12 protein-coding genes are annotated in these 15,694 nt (G+C 41.9%); 2 read left to right on the top strand and 10 right to left on the bottom strand.

All coding sequences use genetic code 11. The features are described 5' to 3' along the window. Window positions 1–5: 5 nt before the first annotated feature. Together PSH50_RS17775 and fusA are read left to right on the top strand one after the other, a co-directional pair. The gene (locus PSH50_RS17775) at window positions 6–731 is read left to right on the top strand and encodes a response regulator (RefSeq protein WP_273606587.1); all 726 of its coding nucleotides are present in this window, start codon (window positions 6–8) and stop codon (window positions 729–731) included. A 205-nt stretch (window positions 732–936) separates the two neighbouring features. Further along, the gene (gene fusA, locus PSH50_RS17780) at window positions 937–3,021 is read left to right on the top strand and encodes an elongation factor G (protein ID WP_024033968.1); all 2,085 of its coding nucleotides are present in this window, start codon (window positions 937–939) and stop codon (window positions 3,019–3,021) included. 357 nt (window positions 3,022–3,378) lie between these two features. On the opposite strand, the gene mdoH is transcribed toward fusA, so the two are convergent. The 10 genes from mdoH to tatA all read right to left on the bottom strand — a co-directional run bounded on the left by mdoH (window position 3,379) and on the right by tatA (window position 15,681). Continuing rightward, window positions 3,379–5,340, bottom strand: a complete 1,962-nt coding sequence (mdoH, locus tag PSH50_RS17785; protein ID WP_054983609.1) for a glucans biosynthesis glucosyltransferase MdoH — start codon at window positions 5,338–5,340, stop codon at window positions 3,379–3,381. Further along, on the bottom strand, window positions 5,312–6,931 hold the full coding sequence (locus tag PSH50_RS17790) for a glucan biosynthesis protein (protein WP_054983610.1): 1,620 nt from the start codon (window positions 6,929–6,931) through the stop codon (window positions 5,312–5,314). The genes mdoH and PSH50_RS17790 overlap by 29 nt, the downstream gene beginning before the upstream one ends. A gap of 324 nt (window positions 6,932–7,255) precedes the next feature. Then, window positions 7,256–9,985, bottom strand: a complete 2,730-nt coding sequence (locus tag PSH50_RS17795) for an ExeM/NucH family extracellular endonuclease (RefSeq protein ID WP_273609934.1) — start codon at window positions 9,983–9,985, stop codon at window positions 7,256–7,258. Window positions 9,986–10,115: 130 nt separating this feature from the next. Further along, a complete protein-coding gene (gene hemB, locus PSH50_RS17800; protein ID WP_029772896.1) occupies window positions 10,116–11,126 on the bottom strand; it encodes a porphobilinogen synthase in 1,011 nt (336 codons plus the stop codon). A gap of 12 nt (window positions 11,127–11,138) precedes the next feature. After that, window positions 11,139–12,986: a diguanylate cyclase gene (locus tag PSH50_RS17805; protein ID WP_273609935.1), complete on the bottom strand. Its 1,848-nt coding sequence runs from the start codon at window positions 12,984–12,986 to the stop codon at window positions 11,139–11,141. After that, a complete protein-coding gene (locus PSH50_RS17810) occupies window positions 12,986–13,771 on the bottom strand; it encodes a TatD family hydrolase (RefSeq protein ID WP_273609936.1) in 786 nt (261 codons plus the stop codon). The genes PSH50_RS17805 and PSH50_RS17810 overlap by 1 nt, the downstream gene beginning before the upstream one ends. Further along, window positions 13,771–14,301, bottom strand: a complete 531-nt coding sequence (locus tag PSH50_RS17815; RefSeq protein ID WP_054983614.1) for a hypothetical protein — start codon at window positions 14,299–14,301, stop codon at window positions 13,771–13,773. The genes PSH50_RS17810 and PSH50_RS17815 overlap by 1 nt, the downstream gene beginning before the upstream one ends. Before the next feature lies 1 nt (window position 14,302). Then, window positions 14,303–15,043: a twin-arginine translocase subunit TatC gene (tatC, locus tag PSH50_RS17820; protein WP_004587473.1), complete on the bottom strand. Its 741-nt coding sequence runs from the start codon at window positions 15,041–15,043 to the stop codon at window positions 14,303–14,305. A gap of 48 nt (window positions 15,044–15,091) precedes the next feature. Next, window positions 15,092–15,415 carry a Sec-independent protein translocase protein TatB gene (gene tatB, locus PSH50_RS17825; RefSeq protein ID WP_232423994.1) on the bottom strand — a complete coding sequence of 108 codons (324 nt, stop codon included), beginning with the start codon at window positions 15,413–15,415 and terminating at the stop codon, window positions 15,092–15,094. A gap of 11 nt (window positions 15,416–15,426) precedes the next feature. Next, window positions 15,427–15,681, bottom strand: a complete 255-nt coding sequence (tatA, locus tag PSH50_RS17830; protein ID WP_004587475.1) for a Sec-independent protein translocase subunit TatA — start codon at window positions 15,679–15,681, stop codon at window positions 15,427–15,429. Window positions 15,682–15,694: the final 13 nt, after the last annotated feature.

A 15,694-nucleotide genomic window follows, 5' to 3' on the forward strand; every position in this document is an offset into this window, starting at 1 on the left:
AAGCAATGACCTATACTGTAATTATAATTGAAGACGAAGTTGAAGTTGCACAGCTAATTGCCCAGTACTTATTACTGCCGGGGGGCGCTGCGGGAAGTCAAATTGCAAAACAGAGTTTACGCCAAGGACAGTACCAAGTGGTTGGAATTGCAGGTAATTTAAGTACTGCAACAGCTCTGTTGCAAGCGATAGAGGCAGATCTTATTTTACTCGATATACATTTACCTGATGGTAACGGACTCGATTTATTATCAGATTTACGGCGTCGTGAAATTAAGAGCGAAGTGATGCTACTAACGGCTGCCAAAGAAGTTGAAACACTTGAAAAAGCAATGCAACTTGGTGCCTGTGATTTTTTAGTTAAACCGTTAATGTTAAATAGATTAGATCAAGCTCTTTCGCGCTTTGAGGCGCGTCAACAGTGTTTTTCTGATGCAAACGAAGTGACCCAATCAATGGTTGATGTGTTATTCGGCTCAAAAGAGAAAAAACAGGGTGCTATTAGGCTGCCCAAAGGCGTTGACCAGCTTACATTGCAAAAAATCCATGATGCATTCGTACAGCATGATTCAAGTGCATTTACTGCTCAGCAAATGGGCGATTTAGTGGGGGTAAGCCGCTCAACTGCTCGTCGCTATTTAGAGTTTTTATTAGAGTCTGAAAAGTTAAGTGCTGATCAAAGCTACGGTAGTATTGGCAGGCCAGAGCGTTGTTACAAAATAATTAAGTAACTGAGTGCCCTTCAGATTACAAGAATAAAACACAATCTTTTTAATGGGTTACATAATAATCAGTGCTATTTAACCAGTGCTTGATGTAAATCTAGAAAAATTTTATTGAATTGATTGCATTTTAAGCGACTTGTATGGTGATGTTCGCTTTAAGTAATGCTATACTCCCGCCGAATAATTTATCGACTTTATTAAGAGTAAAATAATGGCAGATTTATCGAAGTACAGAAACATTGGTATTTTCGCGCACGTTGATGCGGGTAAAACCACTACTACTGAGCGTATCCTGAAGCTTACAGGTACTATCCATAAAACAGGTGAGGTTCATGATGGTGAATCTACTACTGACTTCATGGATCAAGAAGCTGAGCGCGGTATTACTATCCAGTCTGCGGCAGTAAGCTGTTTCTGGAAAGATCACCGTTTCAACGTTATCGATACTCCTGGACACGTTGACTTCACAGTTGAAGTTTACCGTTCACTTAAAGTATTAGACGGCGGTGTTGGTGTATTCTGTGGTTCTGGTGGTGTTGAGCCACAATCAGAAACTAACTGGCGTTACGCTAACGAATCAGAAGTTGCACGTATTATCTTCGTAAACAAATTAGACCGTATGGGTGCTGATTTTTACCGTGTAACTGAGCAAGTACGTAAAGTACTTGGTGCTGTACCACTAGTTATGACTTTACCAATCGGTATTGAAGATGACTTCGTTGGTGTTGTAGACGTTCTTACTAAAAAAGCATACGTTTGGGATGACACTGGTCTTCCTGAAAACTACGAAATCACAGACGTTCCTGCAGACATGGTTGACAAAGTAGACGAATACCATGAAATGCTTATCGAAACTGCTGTAGAGCAAGACGATGACCTAATGGAAGCGTACATGGAAGGTGAAGTACCTTCTTTAGAAGATATCAAGCGTTGTATCCGTAAAGGTACTCGTGACCTTGCTTTCTTCCCTACATTCTGTGGTTCTGCATTCAAAAACAAAGGTGTTCAACTAGTACTTGACGCTGTTGTTGATTACTTACCATCTCCTACAGAAGTTGACCCTCAACCTCTTATGGATGAAGAAGGTAACGAAACTGGCGAGCATGCAATCGTATCTGCTGATGAGTCTTTCAAAGCATTAGCATTTAAGATCATGGATGACCGTTTTGGTGCATTAACATTCGTACGTATTTACTCAGGTAAACTTAACAAGGGTGATACTATCCTTAACTCGTTTACTGGTAAAACAGAGCGTGTTGGCCGTATGGTTGAGATGCAAGCTGACGAACGTAAAGAGTTAACTAGCGCACAAGCTGGTGACATCATTGCAATCGTAGGTATGAAAAACGTTCAAACTGGTCACACTCTATGTGATCCGAAAGACAAAGTAACTCTAGAGCCAATGGTATTCCCAACTCCAGTAATCTCGATTGCTGTACAGCCTAAAGATAAAGGCGGTAATGAGAAAATGGGTATTGCTATCGGTAAAATGGTTGCAGAAGATCCGTCTTTCCAAGTTGAGACTGATGAAGATTCAGGCGAAACTATCCTTAAAGGTATGGGTGAGCTTCACTTAGATATCAAAGTAGATATCCTTAAGCGTACTTACGGCGTAGACCTTATTGTTGGTCAACCACAGGTTGCTTACCGTGAAACTATCACTCGTGAAATCGAAGATAGCTACACGCATAAGAAACAATCTGGTGGTTCTGGTCAGTTCGGTAAAATTGATTACCGCATCAAGCCAGGCGAAGCGAATTCAGGCTTCACGTTCACTTCATCAGTTGTTGGTGGTAACGTACCGAAAGAATTCTGGCCTGCAGTTGAGAAAGGCTTCAAGTCAATGATGAACGAAGGTGTTCTAGCTGGCTTCCCAGTACTTGACGTTGAAGTAGAGCTTTTCGACGGTGGCTTCCACGCCGTGGATTCATCTGCAATCGCATTCGAAATCGCTGCTAAAGGCGCTTTCCGTCAATCGATCCCTAAAGCGGGCGCACAACTTCTTGAGCCAATCATGAAAGTTGACGTGTTCACTCCAGAAGATCACGTTGGTGACGTAATCGGTGACCTTAACCGTCGTCGTGGTATGCTAAGCGACCAAGAAGCTGGTTTAACTGGCGTTCGCATTAAAGCAGACGTTCCGTTATCAGAAATGTTTGGTTACATCGGTTCACTACGTACAATGACATCAGGTCGTGGTCAGTTCTCTATGGAGTTCTCACACTACGCAGCATGTCCACAAAACGTAGCTGACACTGTAATCGCTGCAGAAAAAGAGAAAAAAGCAGCTAAGTAATTAGCTCTGTAACTCTTTAAAAAAACCCGCATATGTTGCGGGTTTTTTATTGCCTACGATTTAATTACTCTTTGAGTTAGCGTCTCTCAAAAACAGTAATACCAACATTGGCAGCCTAAATAAAAGGCTGCTTAAAGCGGTGAGCTATACATGCTTTAATTAAAGCTGAAGTGATGACCGTAGGAGCAGTGGCTGCTTAGCTTCGCACAGAGTCCGTAAGAGCGCTCACCTAATACAGTAATCTATACTTGGGTTAGTGAGGCGCAGTTATGAAAGAGAAGTTGTATAGCGGCTTATTTTAGGTATAAAAAAAGGAGCAATTATGCTCCTTTTTGTATTTAGTGCGTGCCCATTGCGCTAATTAAACTTCTTAATTGCTTTAGCTCTTAGCGCTTTCATCTTTGGCAAGCGAGGCTTATTAAAGCTTTGTATTGGCATAACCACTAAATGCTCTTGTGGCAGGGCTGGCACCGTTTTAGGGTATTGCCCAGGCTCTGGTACCGAAATCTCTTTTAAATGCACTTTAAGGTTGTTTAGCATAGGGTCGTTATCAACTTCGCTAGGGCAAATAAATATTCCCATTTTACGCAGTTGCACACCTAATTTAATGCTACTGGTGTAGCGTATTATTGGCGCTCCAAGTAATAGACCGAGCAATATAGGCGATAACCACCAAAAGAACACTGGCGTAAAGTAATAGGCTGTAGCGCCCCATACTATGGCAACCAAGGTAGAAAATAGCGTGTAATTAAACGCTTCTTTCCACGGTACCATGCGGCCTTCGCGCGGTTGTGCATCCCACTTAACTTTTTTACCTAAAAATACACACACTACAAAGTAAGCATGAAACACCATCATAAGTGGTGCCACAATAATGGCAAATACAGTCTCTATTATTGAGCCTAGTATTAATTTAAACGAGCCGCCAAAGCGCTTATTTCTGTGCACTAGCGTGACAATTACACCCATTAATTTAGGCACCAATAATATAATAATGGTTAAATAAAGTAGTGAATCAATTAGGTCTGTTTTAGCTATTTGCCACGTTGGGAATAACTGATAAACCCGATTAAAGTACACATCGCTATTTAATGCACGCGTTACCGCATCTATGGTGCTTAGTGCCAGCATAGATAACCAAATAAGCGATGAAATATAAGCGGTTGCGCCTAATAAAAAGTGAAACTTACTCATTAACTTTAATTTAGACGAGCCTAATAAACCAAGATGCTGAATGTTACCTTGAACCCAACGTCTGTCGCGTATGGCATAATCTAAAATGTTACTTGGTACTTCTTCGTAGCTACCTTCAATATCGCTAAGTAATAAAACATCCCAGCCTGCACTGTGCAGTAGTGAAGCTTCTACAAAGTCATGACTCAAAATTTCGCCACCAAAGGGGGCATTGCCTTCAAGCGTAGGTAAACCACAATAGTTAATAAATGCTTCAACACGAATAATGGCATTGTGGCCCCAATAATTAGCTTTGTCGGTTTGCCAAAAAGCAGACCCCGTTGCCAGCATTGGGCTGTAAAGCACAGAGGCAAATTGTAAAAAACGACCAAAGTAGGTGTCTTGACGAACTGGAATAGGGATAGTTTGAATTAAACCAGCTTGCGGGTTGTTGATCATGCTTGTGGTCAGCTCTAGCATACATTTACCCGTCATTACGCTGTCGGCATCAAGTACAATCATGTGATCGTATTGGCTGCCCCAGCGCTCGCAAAAGTCGGTTAAGTTACCTACTTTACGGTGTTTATTATCTTCGCGGCGACGATAGAAAACCTGTTTTGCAGTATCGCCTAAACGCTCACATAAAGCATGCCATGCGCTTAGCTCGTTTTGTGCTATTTCAGGGTCTTGCGTGTCGCTAAGTAAATAAAAGTCAAAATTGGCAAGTTGCCCAGTCTCTTTTAGCGATTGTAAGCTCACTTCAAAGCCGGCAATAACACGGTGCGTGTCTTCGTTATAAATAGGCATAACTACCGCGGTTTTTTGCTGTGCAAGCGCGGCATTGTCAAACTCAATAGGCTTAATGCGTCTTAGGGTGAGCGGGTCAATACGAAATAATTGCAGTACAAATCCTATCGTGCCGCTACAAAATGCCGTAACAATCCATGCAAAGGTTATTGAAAATAAAACCAATAGCGCATATTCAAGCAAGGTCATTCCGTTTGAGCTTAAAATTTCAAACATAATGGAGATGCCGTACCCTGAAACAGTGAGTGCTGCAATAGCAAATAACCATACGCGCAGTGTTTTGAATGGCATTGGTGTGCCCTTTCCTTTATTACTTGATGTCATTTGGGTACCAAACATAGCTCCATACCTCACTAATTTCTTTATCACGAAGTTTTAACGATAAACGCATATCTACGGGTTGATCGTCCTGTGGTGCAATTTTAAACGCTACTCGCCAACCAAGAGATTTAGGAAGTTTTTGCACTGTTACATCCCTTACTTCACCTGTTGTTAGCTGAATGTCGGCTTCAAGTGTTAGCTTTTCAGACAGGTTGTTTAAATCGGGGCCTGCAAAGTCAACGGTAAACTGGCGATGGCTTTGCGGAGGTGGATTATCTTCACCTGGCAGCGCTGCGCTACCAATGCGCGTGCGTGTTACACGCGCCTTTTGGTGTTGAGTTAAATGGGCGTTAAAGGTGCTCATTTTGTAGCTTAGCTTTAATGAATCACCAGCTTTCATTGGCTTTTCAGGCACCCAGTAACTCACTATATTGTCGTTCGTTTCTGTATCTGTTGGTATTTCTACTAGCTCAACTCGGCCATTTCCCCATTCACCTTTTGGCTCTATCCACAGGCTTGGACGGTCGTGGTAGTGCGCTTCAGTATCTAAGTAATTGTTAAAGTCACGGTCACGCTGTGCTAAACCAAACCCCTTAGGGTTGGTGTATGAAAACGACGTAACGCTTAACTGTGTTGGGTTGTTAAGCGGGCGCCATACCCATTTGTTATCAGCTGACTGTGTTAACAAGCCGTCTGAGTCGTGCACTTCTGGGCGGTAGTCATCAAAAAACTTAGTGCTGTTTTCACCGTGGTAAAACATACTTGTTAAAGGGGCTACGCCTAGCTTTTTAATATCTTTACGGGCAAAAATTTGCATATCAACATCAACTAACATGCTGGTTGTTGGGTCAATATCAAATTTGTAAGCACCAGATACCGAAGGGCTATCAAGCAATGCAAAAATAGTGATGTTAGTTTGCTCAGCCTGGGGCTTAACAAGCCAAAACTCTTTAAACATAGGGAACTCTTCACCCGATGTTTCGGCGGTATCGATTGCTAATCCGCGTGCTGATAAACCATATACTTGATTAGGACCAACAACTCTAAAATAAGAGGCCCCTTGAAACACCATTACCTCATCTTTGTATTCGTTTGTGTTAATTGGGTAATGTAAGCGAAAGCCTGCATGGCCTAGTTGTGTGCCGGCTACGCTTTTTGCTATTTCGTCTTTTAAAGGGGCGGCTGTGCCATCGTATTGATAAAAATCGGTACTAAAAGGTAGGCGATTACGTTTTGAGTCGCCTTCTACGGTATTAATTGTTACCGGTGTTTTATATAAAAAACCAGGGTGAAAGAGTTGTAGCTCATACAGGCCTTCATCTTTCCACACTGATTTATCCTGCTTAAATCGAATTGAGCGGTAATCTTGGTAATCAATGTTATTTAATGCTTCTAGCTCTATATTTTTTGGAGGTGCATATTCTTGTTCGGCTAGTTTTTTAGCGCGGGCGCTTATTACTTCAAATAGGCTTTCTTGCGGAATTGCTGCATCAACACTTGCTGCTATTGCCTGCGTGCTATAGCCCCAGCCAGAAAAAATAAAAAGTAGACCCAATAATGGCGTTGCTTTTTTCTGCCAAGTAGGAGGTGTTTGGGTTAATTGTTTCATTTCCATTCCTTTATAAAAACACGACTTATTTTTACGCTTAGGGTTTGTTACTTAACTACTACACAAGGGTGACGAACTTATAGTGCAACTTTTAATCCGTAAATAAAGTGTTTACATTTCAACAGTTAAATTTATTAAAAAGGGTTTTAACTACGGCTTATGTGTAAAAAATACTCATTTAATGTATTTGTTGCGCGGCTAATTCTATTAATAGTTAATAAACGGTATGGAAGATATTAAGGGTTGTTTACTGAAGCTTGTCTGAATTACATTTTTATAAGCATAAAAAAAGCCGCAAAATGCGGCTTTAAAACAAATCACTCGTTATTTTTTCTTAAATCTGCGCACTAATGAAAGTGGTGCTAATAAAAGAGATAACCAAAGCAATGAGCCTGAGTCGTTATCGTCATCACCACGTAGGTTGTTTACTCTTACTACAACCGTTTGTGCTTCAGATACGTTACCTACACTATCCTCTGCTTGTACTGTAAGGGTAATACGATTTTCAAACTCGTAGTCTACTTCGCTTGCAACAATTAACTGACCTTGCTCGTTAATTGATACAGAATCGTTACCTGATACGATAAATTTAACCACAGGTGATACATCAGCGTTAGGGTCACTAAAATCAAGTGTGCCAATCACAGTGCCTACAGCGCTGTTTTCATCTACTGTGAATATTTGATCAGGTGCAATTACCGGTGTTTGCTCTTCAGGGGTAAGTACTACTTCAGATTTTATATCAACAATAACTGGGTCGTGATCAGATGCACGGTATGGCCCTTCTGCGTATAGCGTAGATTGATGACCTTCGCTTTTATACTCTAGGTTGTAATCAAGCACGATAGGCTCATCAGCATTGATATGCCAATCATTTGCTGCAACAACTTTGCTTAGTAAAGACTCGGTTGCTAAAGCATGGTCAAGGCTACCTGCACGACCAGAGAAGCTATAAGAGTAGCTTAATGTATCGCCATCAAGCTCTGCGACTACGTTTTTATAGCCTTTTTCATCAAACTTACGGATTGGATCTTCCATTGCATAAGCGTTCATATCACCAACAAGAATGATATCTTCGTCATCTACGCCAGTAGGTTTGTTGTCTAACCAATCAGTAAACGCATCAGCAGCTTCGGTACGAATTTCATTCCAACAGCCTTGGCCATCACCTAGGTCGTCGTTGTTATCATCACCACAGCTCCCTTTAGATTTAAGGTGGGCTACAGAAACAGTAAATACTTCATCTGTTGAAAGTGACTTAAAGCTTTGTGCAATTGGGGCACGGTTGCTGTAATCAAACGGGTAATCAGTAGTAATAGCGGCTGTGCCTACTTCTTCTACTTTATCTGCGCGGTAAATAAGGGCTGTGGTGATTTCGTCGGTACCAATTTGGGCTACGTTAAAATCTACAAACGCGTAGTTGTTAGCGCTGTCAGCATCGTTTAATGCATTTACTAAACTTGCTATAGCACTGAACTCACCAAAGCCATCATTTTCAATTTCCATTAAGCCAACAACATCAGCTTGCATTGCACTAATAGCGCTTACAAGTTTTGCTTCTTGACGTACAAACTCTTCTTCTGAGTCTGCACCACGGCTAGTAGGGAAACCACCGCCTTGGCCATCACCGTTAAAGTAGTTAAGTACGTTAAAGCTGGCGATTCGTAAATCGGCTTCTTCACTTTGCTCAGGCGCATCTTCACGCGCATTAGTCGCTATAAACTGTGGTGTAACTGTTGGGTGAATGCGATACGTGCTAAAGCTGTATGTAACTACCCCTGTTAACGCATTTACAGTATCGCCGGTACGTAGAGTATTTTCTGCCGATAGGCCTGGCGCTGGGTAAGCCGTTGGATCTGAGTTTTGAGCTGTAGAGCCATCATCTAATAAGATTTTTTTAGTCAAGTTAGCCGCTTCAACAGCATTGGCTGCATCACCAGGTAAAGCAACTTGAGTGCCTTGATATAAACGCTCAGTGGCTAGTTCTACTTCACCATAGCGACCTAAGCCGTAGTTGTTAGTAACTACAAGTGTTTGATCTAGGCTTACTAGCATACCTTCATAAGCTTCTAGGTCAGCTTGGCTCTCTAAAGGTAAGCTTATTGAGGTTGCAGAGGCCGCTTCGTCAGTACCACATACAGCAATTTGTGTTACATCTGCAAGTTGTGTTGAATCATAGTATTCATCAACCGTACCCTGTACGCGCACGTGGTCACCTACATTTACATCGGTATCAGTAAAGTATACAAATAGACCTTCAGAGGTCATTGGGTCGTTATCTACATCTGCAGCAAGCGAGGTCACAAAGAAACCATCTAAGCCATCTTCACCTTGAAAATCGGCAGTGACAATACCTTCAATTTCAACAAGGGTATCTACTAACGGGCTTGCTTCACCAGAACCTTGCACAGCGCTAATTAGCGTTTTATCTGCGCCACATACAAGCGGTTCTAATGGTTCTGGCTCAGGGTCTGGCGCAGGAGCCGTACCACCATCGCCAGCATGCGAGCCTAAGCCGTCAAAGGTGTCAATATCAAACTGTTCCCATTCATCGCTAGGATTAAAAGTTGCAGTTGAGTCAGTTCGACCCGTTGTGATGCTATTTTTTCTTCGTAAGGTTTTATTTTGAGTTTGTACGGTATCATCAGACCAAAAAGAGCCAGGATCAACACCCACTTGGCCAAAGCTATCAACTACCACACCATCTTTAGTTAAAACAAGAGCATCGTCACCGTTGTAGTAAGTTACTGTGCTGGTTTCATCTGCAATATCAAGAATGGCAGCGTCTGCACTAGGGTTTGAAATGATAAAGGTGGTATTGGCAGCCAATGTGCCTGATAAATCAATTGAGTTACCTACCGAACTACTACCATTTGAATAAAGTCCTAAAGTATAACCTTCAAGAGAAAGCTCTGTATCAGCATTGTTATAAAGCTCAATCGCTTTATTGTTGCTGCTGCCTTCGACGTATTCAGAAATGATTAGATCGGCGGAGGCTGGTGCACTGAGGCTTGCTAATACAAGCGCCAGTGGCGTTATTTTCGTTTTTAACATTTTTTATTATTCCCGTGTATTTAAATCCCAAAATGGGACACCAGTTTAGGCAATCTAAATGACAAAAAGAATACAAATATGTTAATGATTGTAAAAAAATTAAGGCGGCGTACCGCCTTTGATAACATGTTTACTTATTTTGCAGCCATTGCGCGGCCTGCTTGGCAAAATACGTTAAAATACCATCCGCTCCGGCGCGTTTAAATGCCAGTAAAGATTCCATAATTGTGGCCTCTTCACTCAACCAGCCGTTATCGATTGCCGCTTTGTGCATTGCATATTCGCCACTGACCTGATATGCGAAAGTAGGTACACCAAATTCATCTTTAACACGACGAACAATATCAAGGTACGGCATACCGGGTTTCACCATCACCATGTCGGCGCCTTCTTGTAAATCAAGTGCCACTTCACGAATTGCCTCATCAGAGTTGGCAGGATCCATTTGATACGTTTTTTTGTCGGCCCCTTTCAAGTTACCTGCAGAGCCTACAGCGTCTCTAAACGGCCCGTAATAGCTAGAGGCATATTTAGCTGAGTAAGCCATTATGCGTGTGTGAATATGTCCATCTGCTTCAAGTGCTTCGCGAATAGCACCAATACGGCCATCCATCATGTCAGAGGGTGCAACCACATCTGCGCCTGCCTCGGCGTGCGAAAGCGCCTGCTTAACAAGAATTTCAGTGGTTATGTCATTAATTACATAACCTTCATCATCAATAATGCCGTCTTGGCCATGAGTAGTAAATGGGTCAAGGGCTACATCGGTAATAACCCCAAGCTCAGGAAAAGCTTCTTTTAAAGCACGAACTGTGCGTTGTGCTAAGCCATCTTCACTGTAGGCTTCTTCGGCCATCAAAGACTTTTTGTCAGCAGGGGTTACCGGAAAAATAGCGACGGCAGGTACACCTAAATCTACAAGCTCTTTAGCTTCTTCAAGCAATAAATCAATTGATAAACGCTCAATTCCTGGCATTGATTCAATTGCTTCGCGGCGGTTTTTACCTTCAAGTACAAATACCGGAAAAATTAAATCGTTTACCGATAGTTGGTTTTCGGCCATAAGACGGCGAGAAAAATCACTGCGGCGCATTCTACGCATGCGGGTATATGGGAAAAGGTCGAGTCCTGATTGGGCCATGTTACTAAGCTCCTACTGTGGAATTGGAAAACTAATTACTTGATTTCGGCCGTGTTGTTTAGCGAAATAGAGCGCTTTATCTGCGTCGTCTGTAAATAGCTCAGGGTTACTAATATCGTTTACTACAGCGCTGTTTACGCCAGCACTAATGGTTACTTTTACGGATGTTCCGGCTACGTTTACGGTATTACTCTCTACGGCTTGGCGAATTTTTTCAGCAATATCAACAGCCCCCTCTTTTGGAGTGTTAGGTAGCAAAACAACAAACTCTTCGCCGCCGTAGCGAGCCACTTCATCCAACGGGCGTTTTAAATGCTGTTTTATAATGTCGGCTACAGCGCGTATTACTTGGTCGCCGGTTAAGTGCCCGTAGTTATCATTTACGCGTTTAAACCGGTCTATATCGAGCATAATCATACTCAAAGGCGTTTGTTCACGCCGAGAGCGACGCAGTTCCATCACTAATTTTTTATCAAAAAAGCGACGATTTTTAACGCCACTCAGCGCGTCTTCCATATTAAGTAGCTCAAGCTCGCGGTTTTTATCTTCTAGTTCGCGCAAAGTGACTTGTAGCTCAAAGGTGCGCTCATCAACTAACGACTCTAATTCTTTTTGTGTTTGGGCTTGCAGCGCGAGTCGCTCATTTAATAGTGTATCTTGGGCTGCATTTTCAGCAATCAAGGTTTGTTGAGCAATAACTTGTTCATCACGCTCTAAAATAAAGCGCTTCATAACGCCATAACATAGGCAAAATGTACTACCAAAAAAGCATATAAAAACAAAAGCTAAGCTACTTCTACCTAAAGGATATAAGCCAAATACAGCAATAATAAGGTACACCATAACAAGTAAAAATAGCATGAGTGCAATTAGCAGTGCTTGAATTGGTTTTGAAGGCGCGTTTTGCTGGCAGATGTAGGCGCTTACCAAGCAATAAACAATAACAATCGGGCTCGCCAGTAAGCTAAATGGGGTAAACACTGTGCTAGGTAAAGCCCACATAAACAGCAGGCTAATTGCGTAAATATTAGCAACAATGGTTTGCCATTTTAGTAGTTTAGAGGCTTTAGGTTGGCACAGTTGTTTTTGTAGCGGCACAAAAGCAAGCGTAGTGAGCATTAGTAAAACAGGTATCATTACTTGCTGTAATGAAGGCGAATTTGGATGAAAATAACGAGCGCCAAAACCGCATAAATAAGCCAGTAGCACACCTAAGGTCAGCGTAATAATGCCTGCATAAGCAAAATACAACTTGCGCGAAAACCCATACAAAACCAAGCAACTTATGGCCAATGAAAATAAAAAACCAATGAGTAAGCCATAAATTAAATTAAGTTTACCTTTATGCGCTAGGTAGGCATCTGGTTGCCATAAAGTCAGCGGGATGCGTAGCCCAGCACTGTTGTTAACCTTCATTATTACGGTGCTAATACTATTTGCCGGCAGCCTCAAGGTTGCTAATAAAGATTCACTTTTTATTAGCCGTGATGAGAGCTTAAAGTTATCGCCAGTTTGCGTGTGTGAGAGCAGTGCTGAATTATAAAAATGAAAAATTTGCGCTTCATTTAACAGCGGGTTATCGAGCGATAAAATAGGGCTTATATTGTTATTTAAGGTATTTTTAACTGTAAACTTGACCCATACAGGGCGTTGTTCAAACCCTAAATTTAATGGCTTATCACTTACTGTTTGCCAGTCGTTAACCTCATGGTAGGCATTGTTTGCTGTGGTGGGCGTAAACGAATAGCTCAGGGTGTCTATTTTTATTGATTTAAAATTTTCAGAAATTACGGGGTTTGCAACACTGCAAAATGAACAAAGGAGCATAAATAGGCTAAATAGCGCCTTTGGGCTTGTCATTAGCGACCTGCTATATCAAATAAGCTATAAAAGTTAGCCGTACTATGGGTGGCAATAGTACTTGGTTCAACGTTATAAAGCTTAGCGAGTGTTTCACACACATAGCTAAGATAGGCGGGCTCATTTTTACGTGATTTTGGTTTAGGGGTTATTGTGCGTGGAATTAAAAAAGGCGCATCGGTTTCTATTAATAACCGCTCAAGCGGGATACTTGGCACCAATTGTTGCAATGCTTTACCGCGGCGCTCGTCACACACCCACCCAGTAATGCCAATATAAAGGCCTAATTCTAAATAGTCTTTAAGTGCTTGGGCATTGCCCGTAAAGCAATGCAGCACGCCACGTGCGTTATAGTTAGCCAAAATATTTAGCATATCTTCGCTTGCGTCACGTTCGTGTAAATAAACAGGTAGGTTTAGTTTTTCAGCTAACGCTAACTGGCGTTTTAATACGCTGCGCTGAATATCGCGAGGAGAAAAATCGCGATTATAATCAAGCCCACACTCACCAATGGCCACAACGCAATCGTTACTAGCAAGCTGCGTTAAAGTGGTTTCAAGTTCATCGGTGGCGTCTTTAGCGTCATGTGGATGCACGCCAGCAGTAGAAAACTGATTATATTGTTTTGCTAATGTAAGCGATTGTTCGCTACTAGGCACATCGCAGCCAATTAGTAGCATAGCTTGCACGCCCGCGGCATTTGCGCGGGCAATAATGGCCTGATGCTCACCTTCAAACTGGTGATTGGTTAAATTAACGCCGGCATCAACTAACGTGTAGGTCATTACTGAGTGCGCTTCACACGGATTGAGCGGTTTTGACCATCTTTACGAAGTAAAAAAGAATTAAATACACCGCGGCTAATAACTACTGTGTCTGACTCTTTTAATTTAAGACTGTCAGAGCCAATTTGACGCCATTGCTGATCGTTATCAAGGGTAATAATGAGCTCGCCATAAGGGGCTTTTCTAACTGATGATACTAATGCTGTGATATTTTCGTCTTTATCTTTAGTGATCTCTTTATGCTCAAGGCCAAAATCATCTGCTTTAGCAGCAGGCGCTGCTTTAGAAACAGCTGCAACAGGTGCACTTACGTTTGGCGATACATTGGTTACGGCTTTTGGTGGGGTAAGGGTTTTTTTCTCACTAGGTTTAGTAAGCGGTTTACCTGCCACTGTGTTGTCATAACATAGTAAACGGTTAAAGTCGTTTTCAATAAAGCTACATGCTTGCAAAGCTTGCACGTTAATTTCTTGCGCTGCAAACGTCGGTGCGCTTAGTAAAACCAGTAGTGAGAGTAGTTGTTTTTTCATTTTATTCCTCAGATTCCTGTTGTTCTTTAGCGCTATAAAATTTCGCTAAAATTAACCCTAGCTCAAATAAAAGCAGCATAGGAAGTGCTAATAGTGTTTGTGATAACACATCGGGCGGTGTTAAAAACATCGCCACAACAAATACACCAACCACAATATAAGGGCGTTTTTGCTTTAAACTCTGCGTGGTTGTAGCGCCACTCCAACATAGCAACATTATGGCTACGGGTATTTCAAACGCCACACCAAATGCAAAAAATAGCTTAAGTACAAATCCTAAATAGCTACTAATATCCGGTGCTAGGGTCATCATTTGCGGCCCTACACTAGTAAAAAAGCCTAATATAATAGGAAGCACTATAAAGTAGCAAAAAGCGATACCGCCATAAAATAGCAAAATACTCGAGGCCAAAATTGGCATTAGCATGCGTTTTTCGTGTTGGTATAAGCCAGGTGCTATAAATCCCCAAATTTGATGCAATATCCACGGAATAGCGCCAAACAAGGCAACAAATAGCGTTAGCTTAAACGGTGCAAAAAACGGTGCCGTAACATCGGTAGCTATCATAGTGGCAGTGCTTGGTAAATGTGCGACTAAAGGGGCGGCTACAAACTCATATATATCATTGGCAAAATACACTAGGCCAATAAATATCACTAAAATACTAAAAAGTGATTTAATAAGCCGATCGCGCAGCTCAATTAAGTGAGCGACGAACCCTGATTTAGCTTGTTCAGACATTATTTTTTATACCACGTAATAAGTTGACCACAAATAGGGGAATTAATTTCACTTTTTTTCATCGAGTTGTTCGTTAGATGACGTGCTTGAAGTGTTTTTATAGCTATGAGTAACCGACTGCGCTGCTTTTTGCAGTTCATCAACCGATTGTTGTAGCTCAGGGCTTAAATCTTTAAGCTCTTGTTGCTCTGCTTTTTTTAGGTTTTCGTGAAGCTCGTGTATGCGTAGCTCTTCACTCACTTCTGCTTTAACTGAGTTGGCCATCGACTTAACGGTTTTTACCCAGCGCATTACGGTGCGAATGGCAACCGGTAACCGCTCAGGGCCAAGTACCACTAGGCCAACAATAAAAACAACAACGAGCTCCCACATTCCCATATTGCTTAAACCTTAGTATCGTCTTTGGTTTTTTCAGTGCTTTGTGTCTGTGTTGGCGCTGCTTTTTGAGACTCTTGGATTTGCTCAGCTTTTTCGCTTTCAGTCTCTTTAGTTTGATCATCAGACATGGCTTTTTTAAACCCTTTTACTGCACCGCCTAAATCACCACCCATGCCGCGTAGTTTTTTAGTACCAAAAAGAAGTACGATAATCGCTAAAACAATCAATAATTGCCAAATACTAATGCCACCTAAACCCATGGTTATCTCCAAC

Origin of the sequence: Pseudoalteromonas sp. Angola-7 (assembly GCF_028599255.1) — a bacterium.
Taxonomy (GTDB): domain Bacteria; phylum Pseudomonadota; class Gammaproteobacteria; order Enterobacterales; family Alteromonadaceae; genus Pseudoalteromonas; species Pseudoalteromonas atlantica.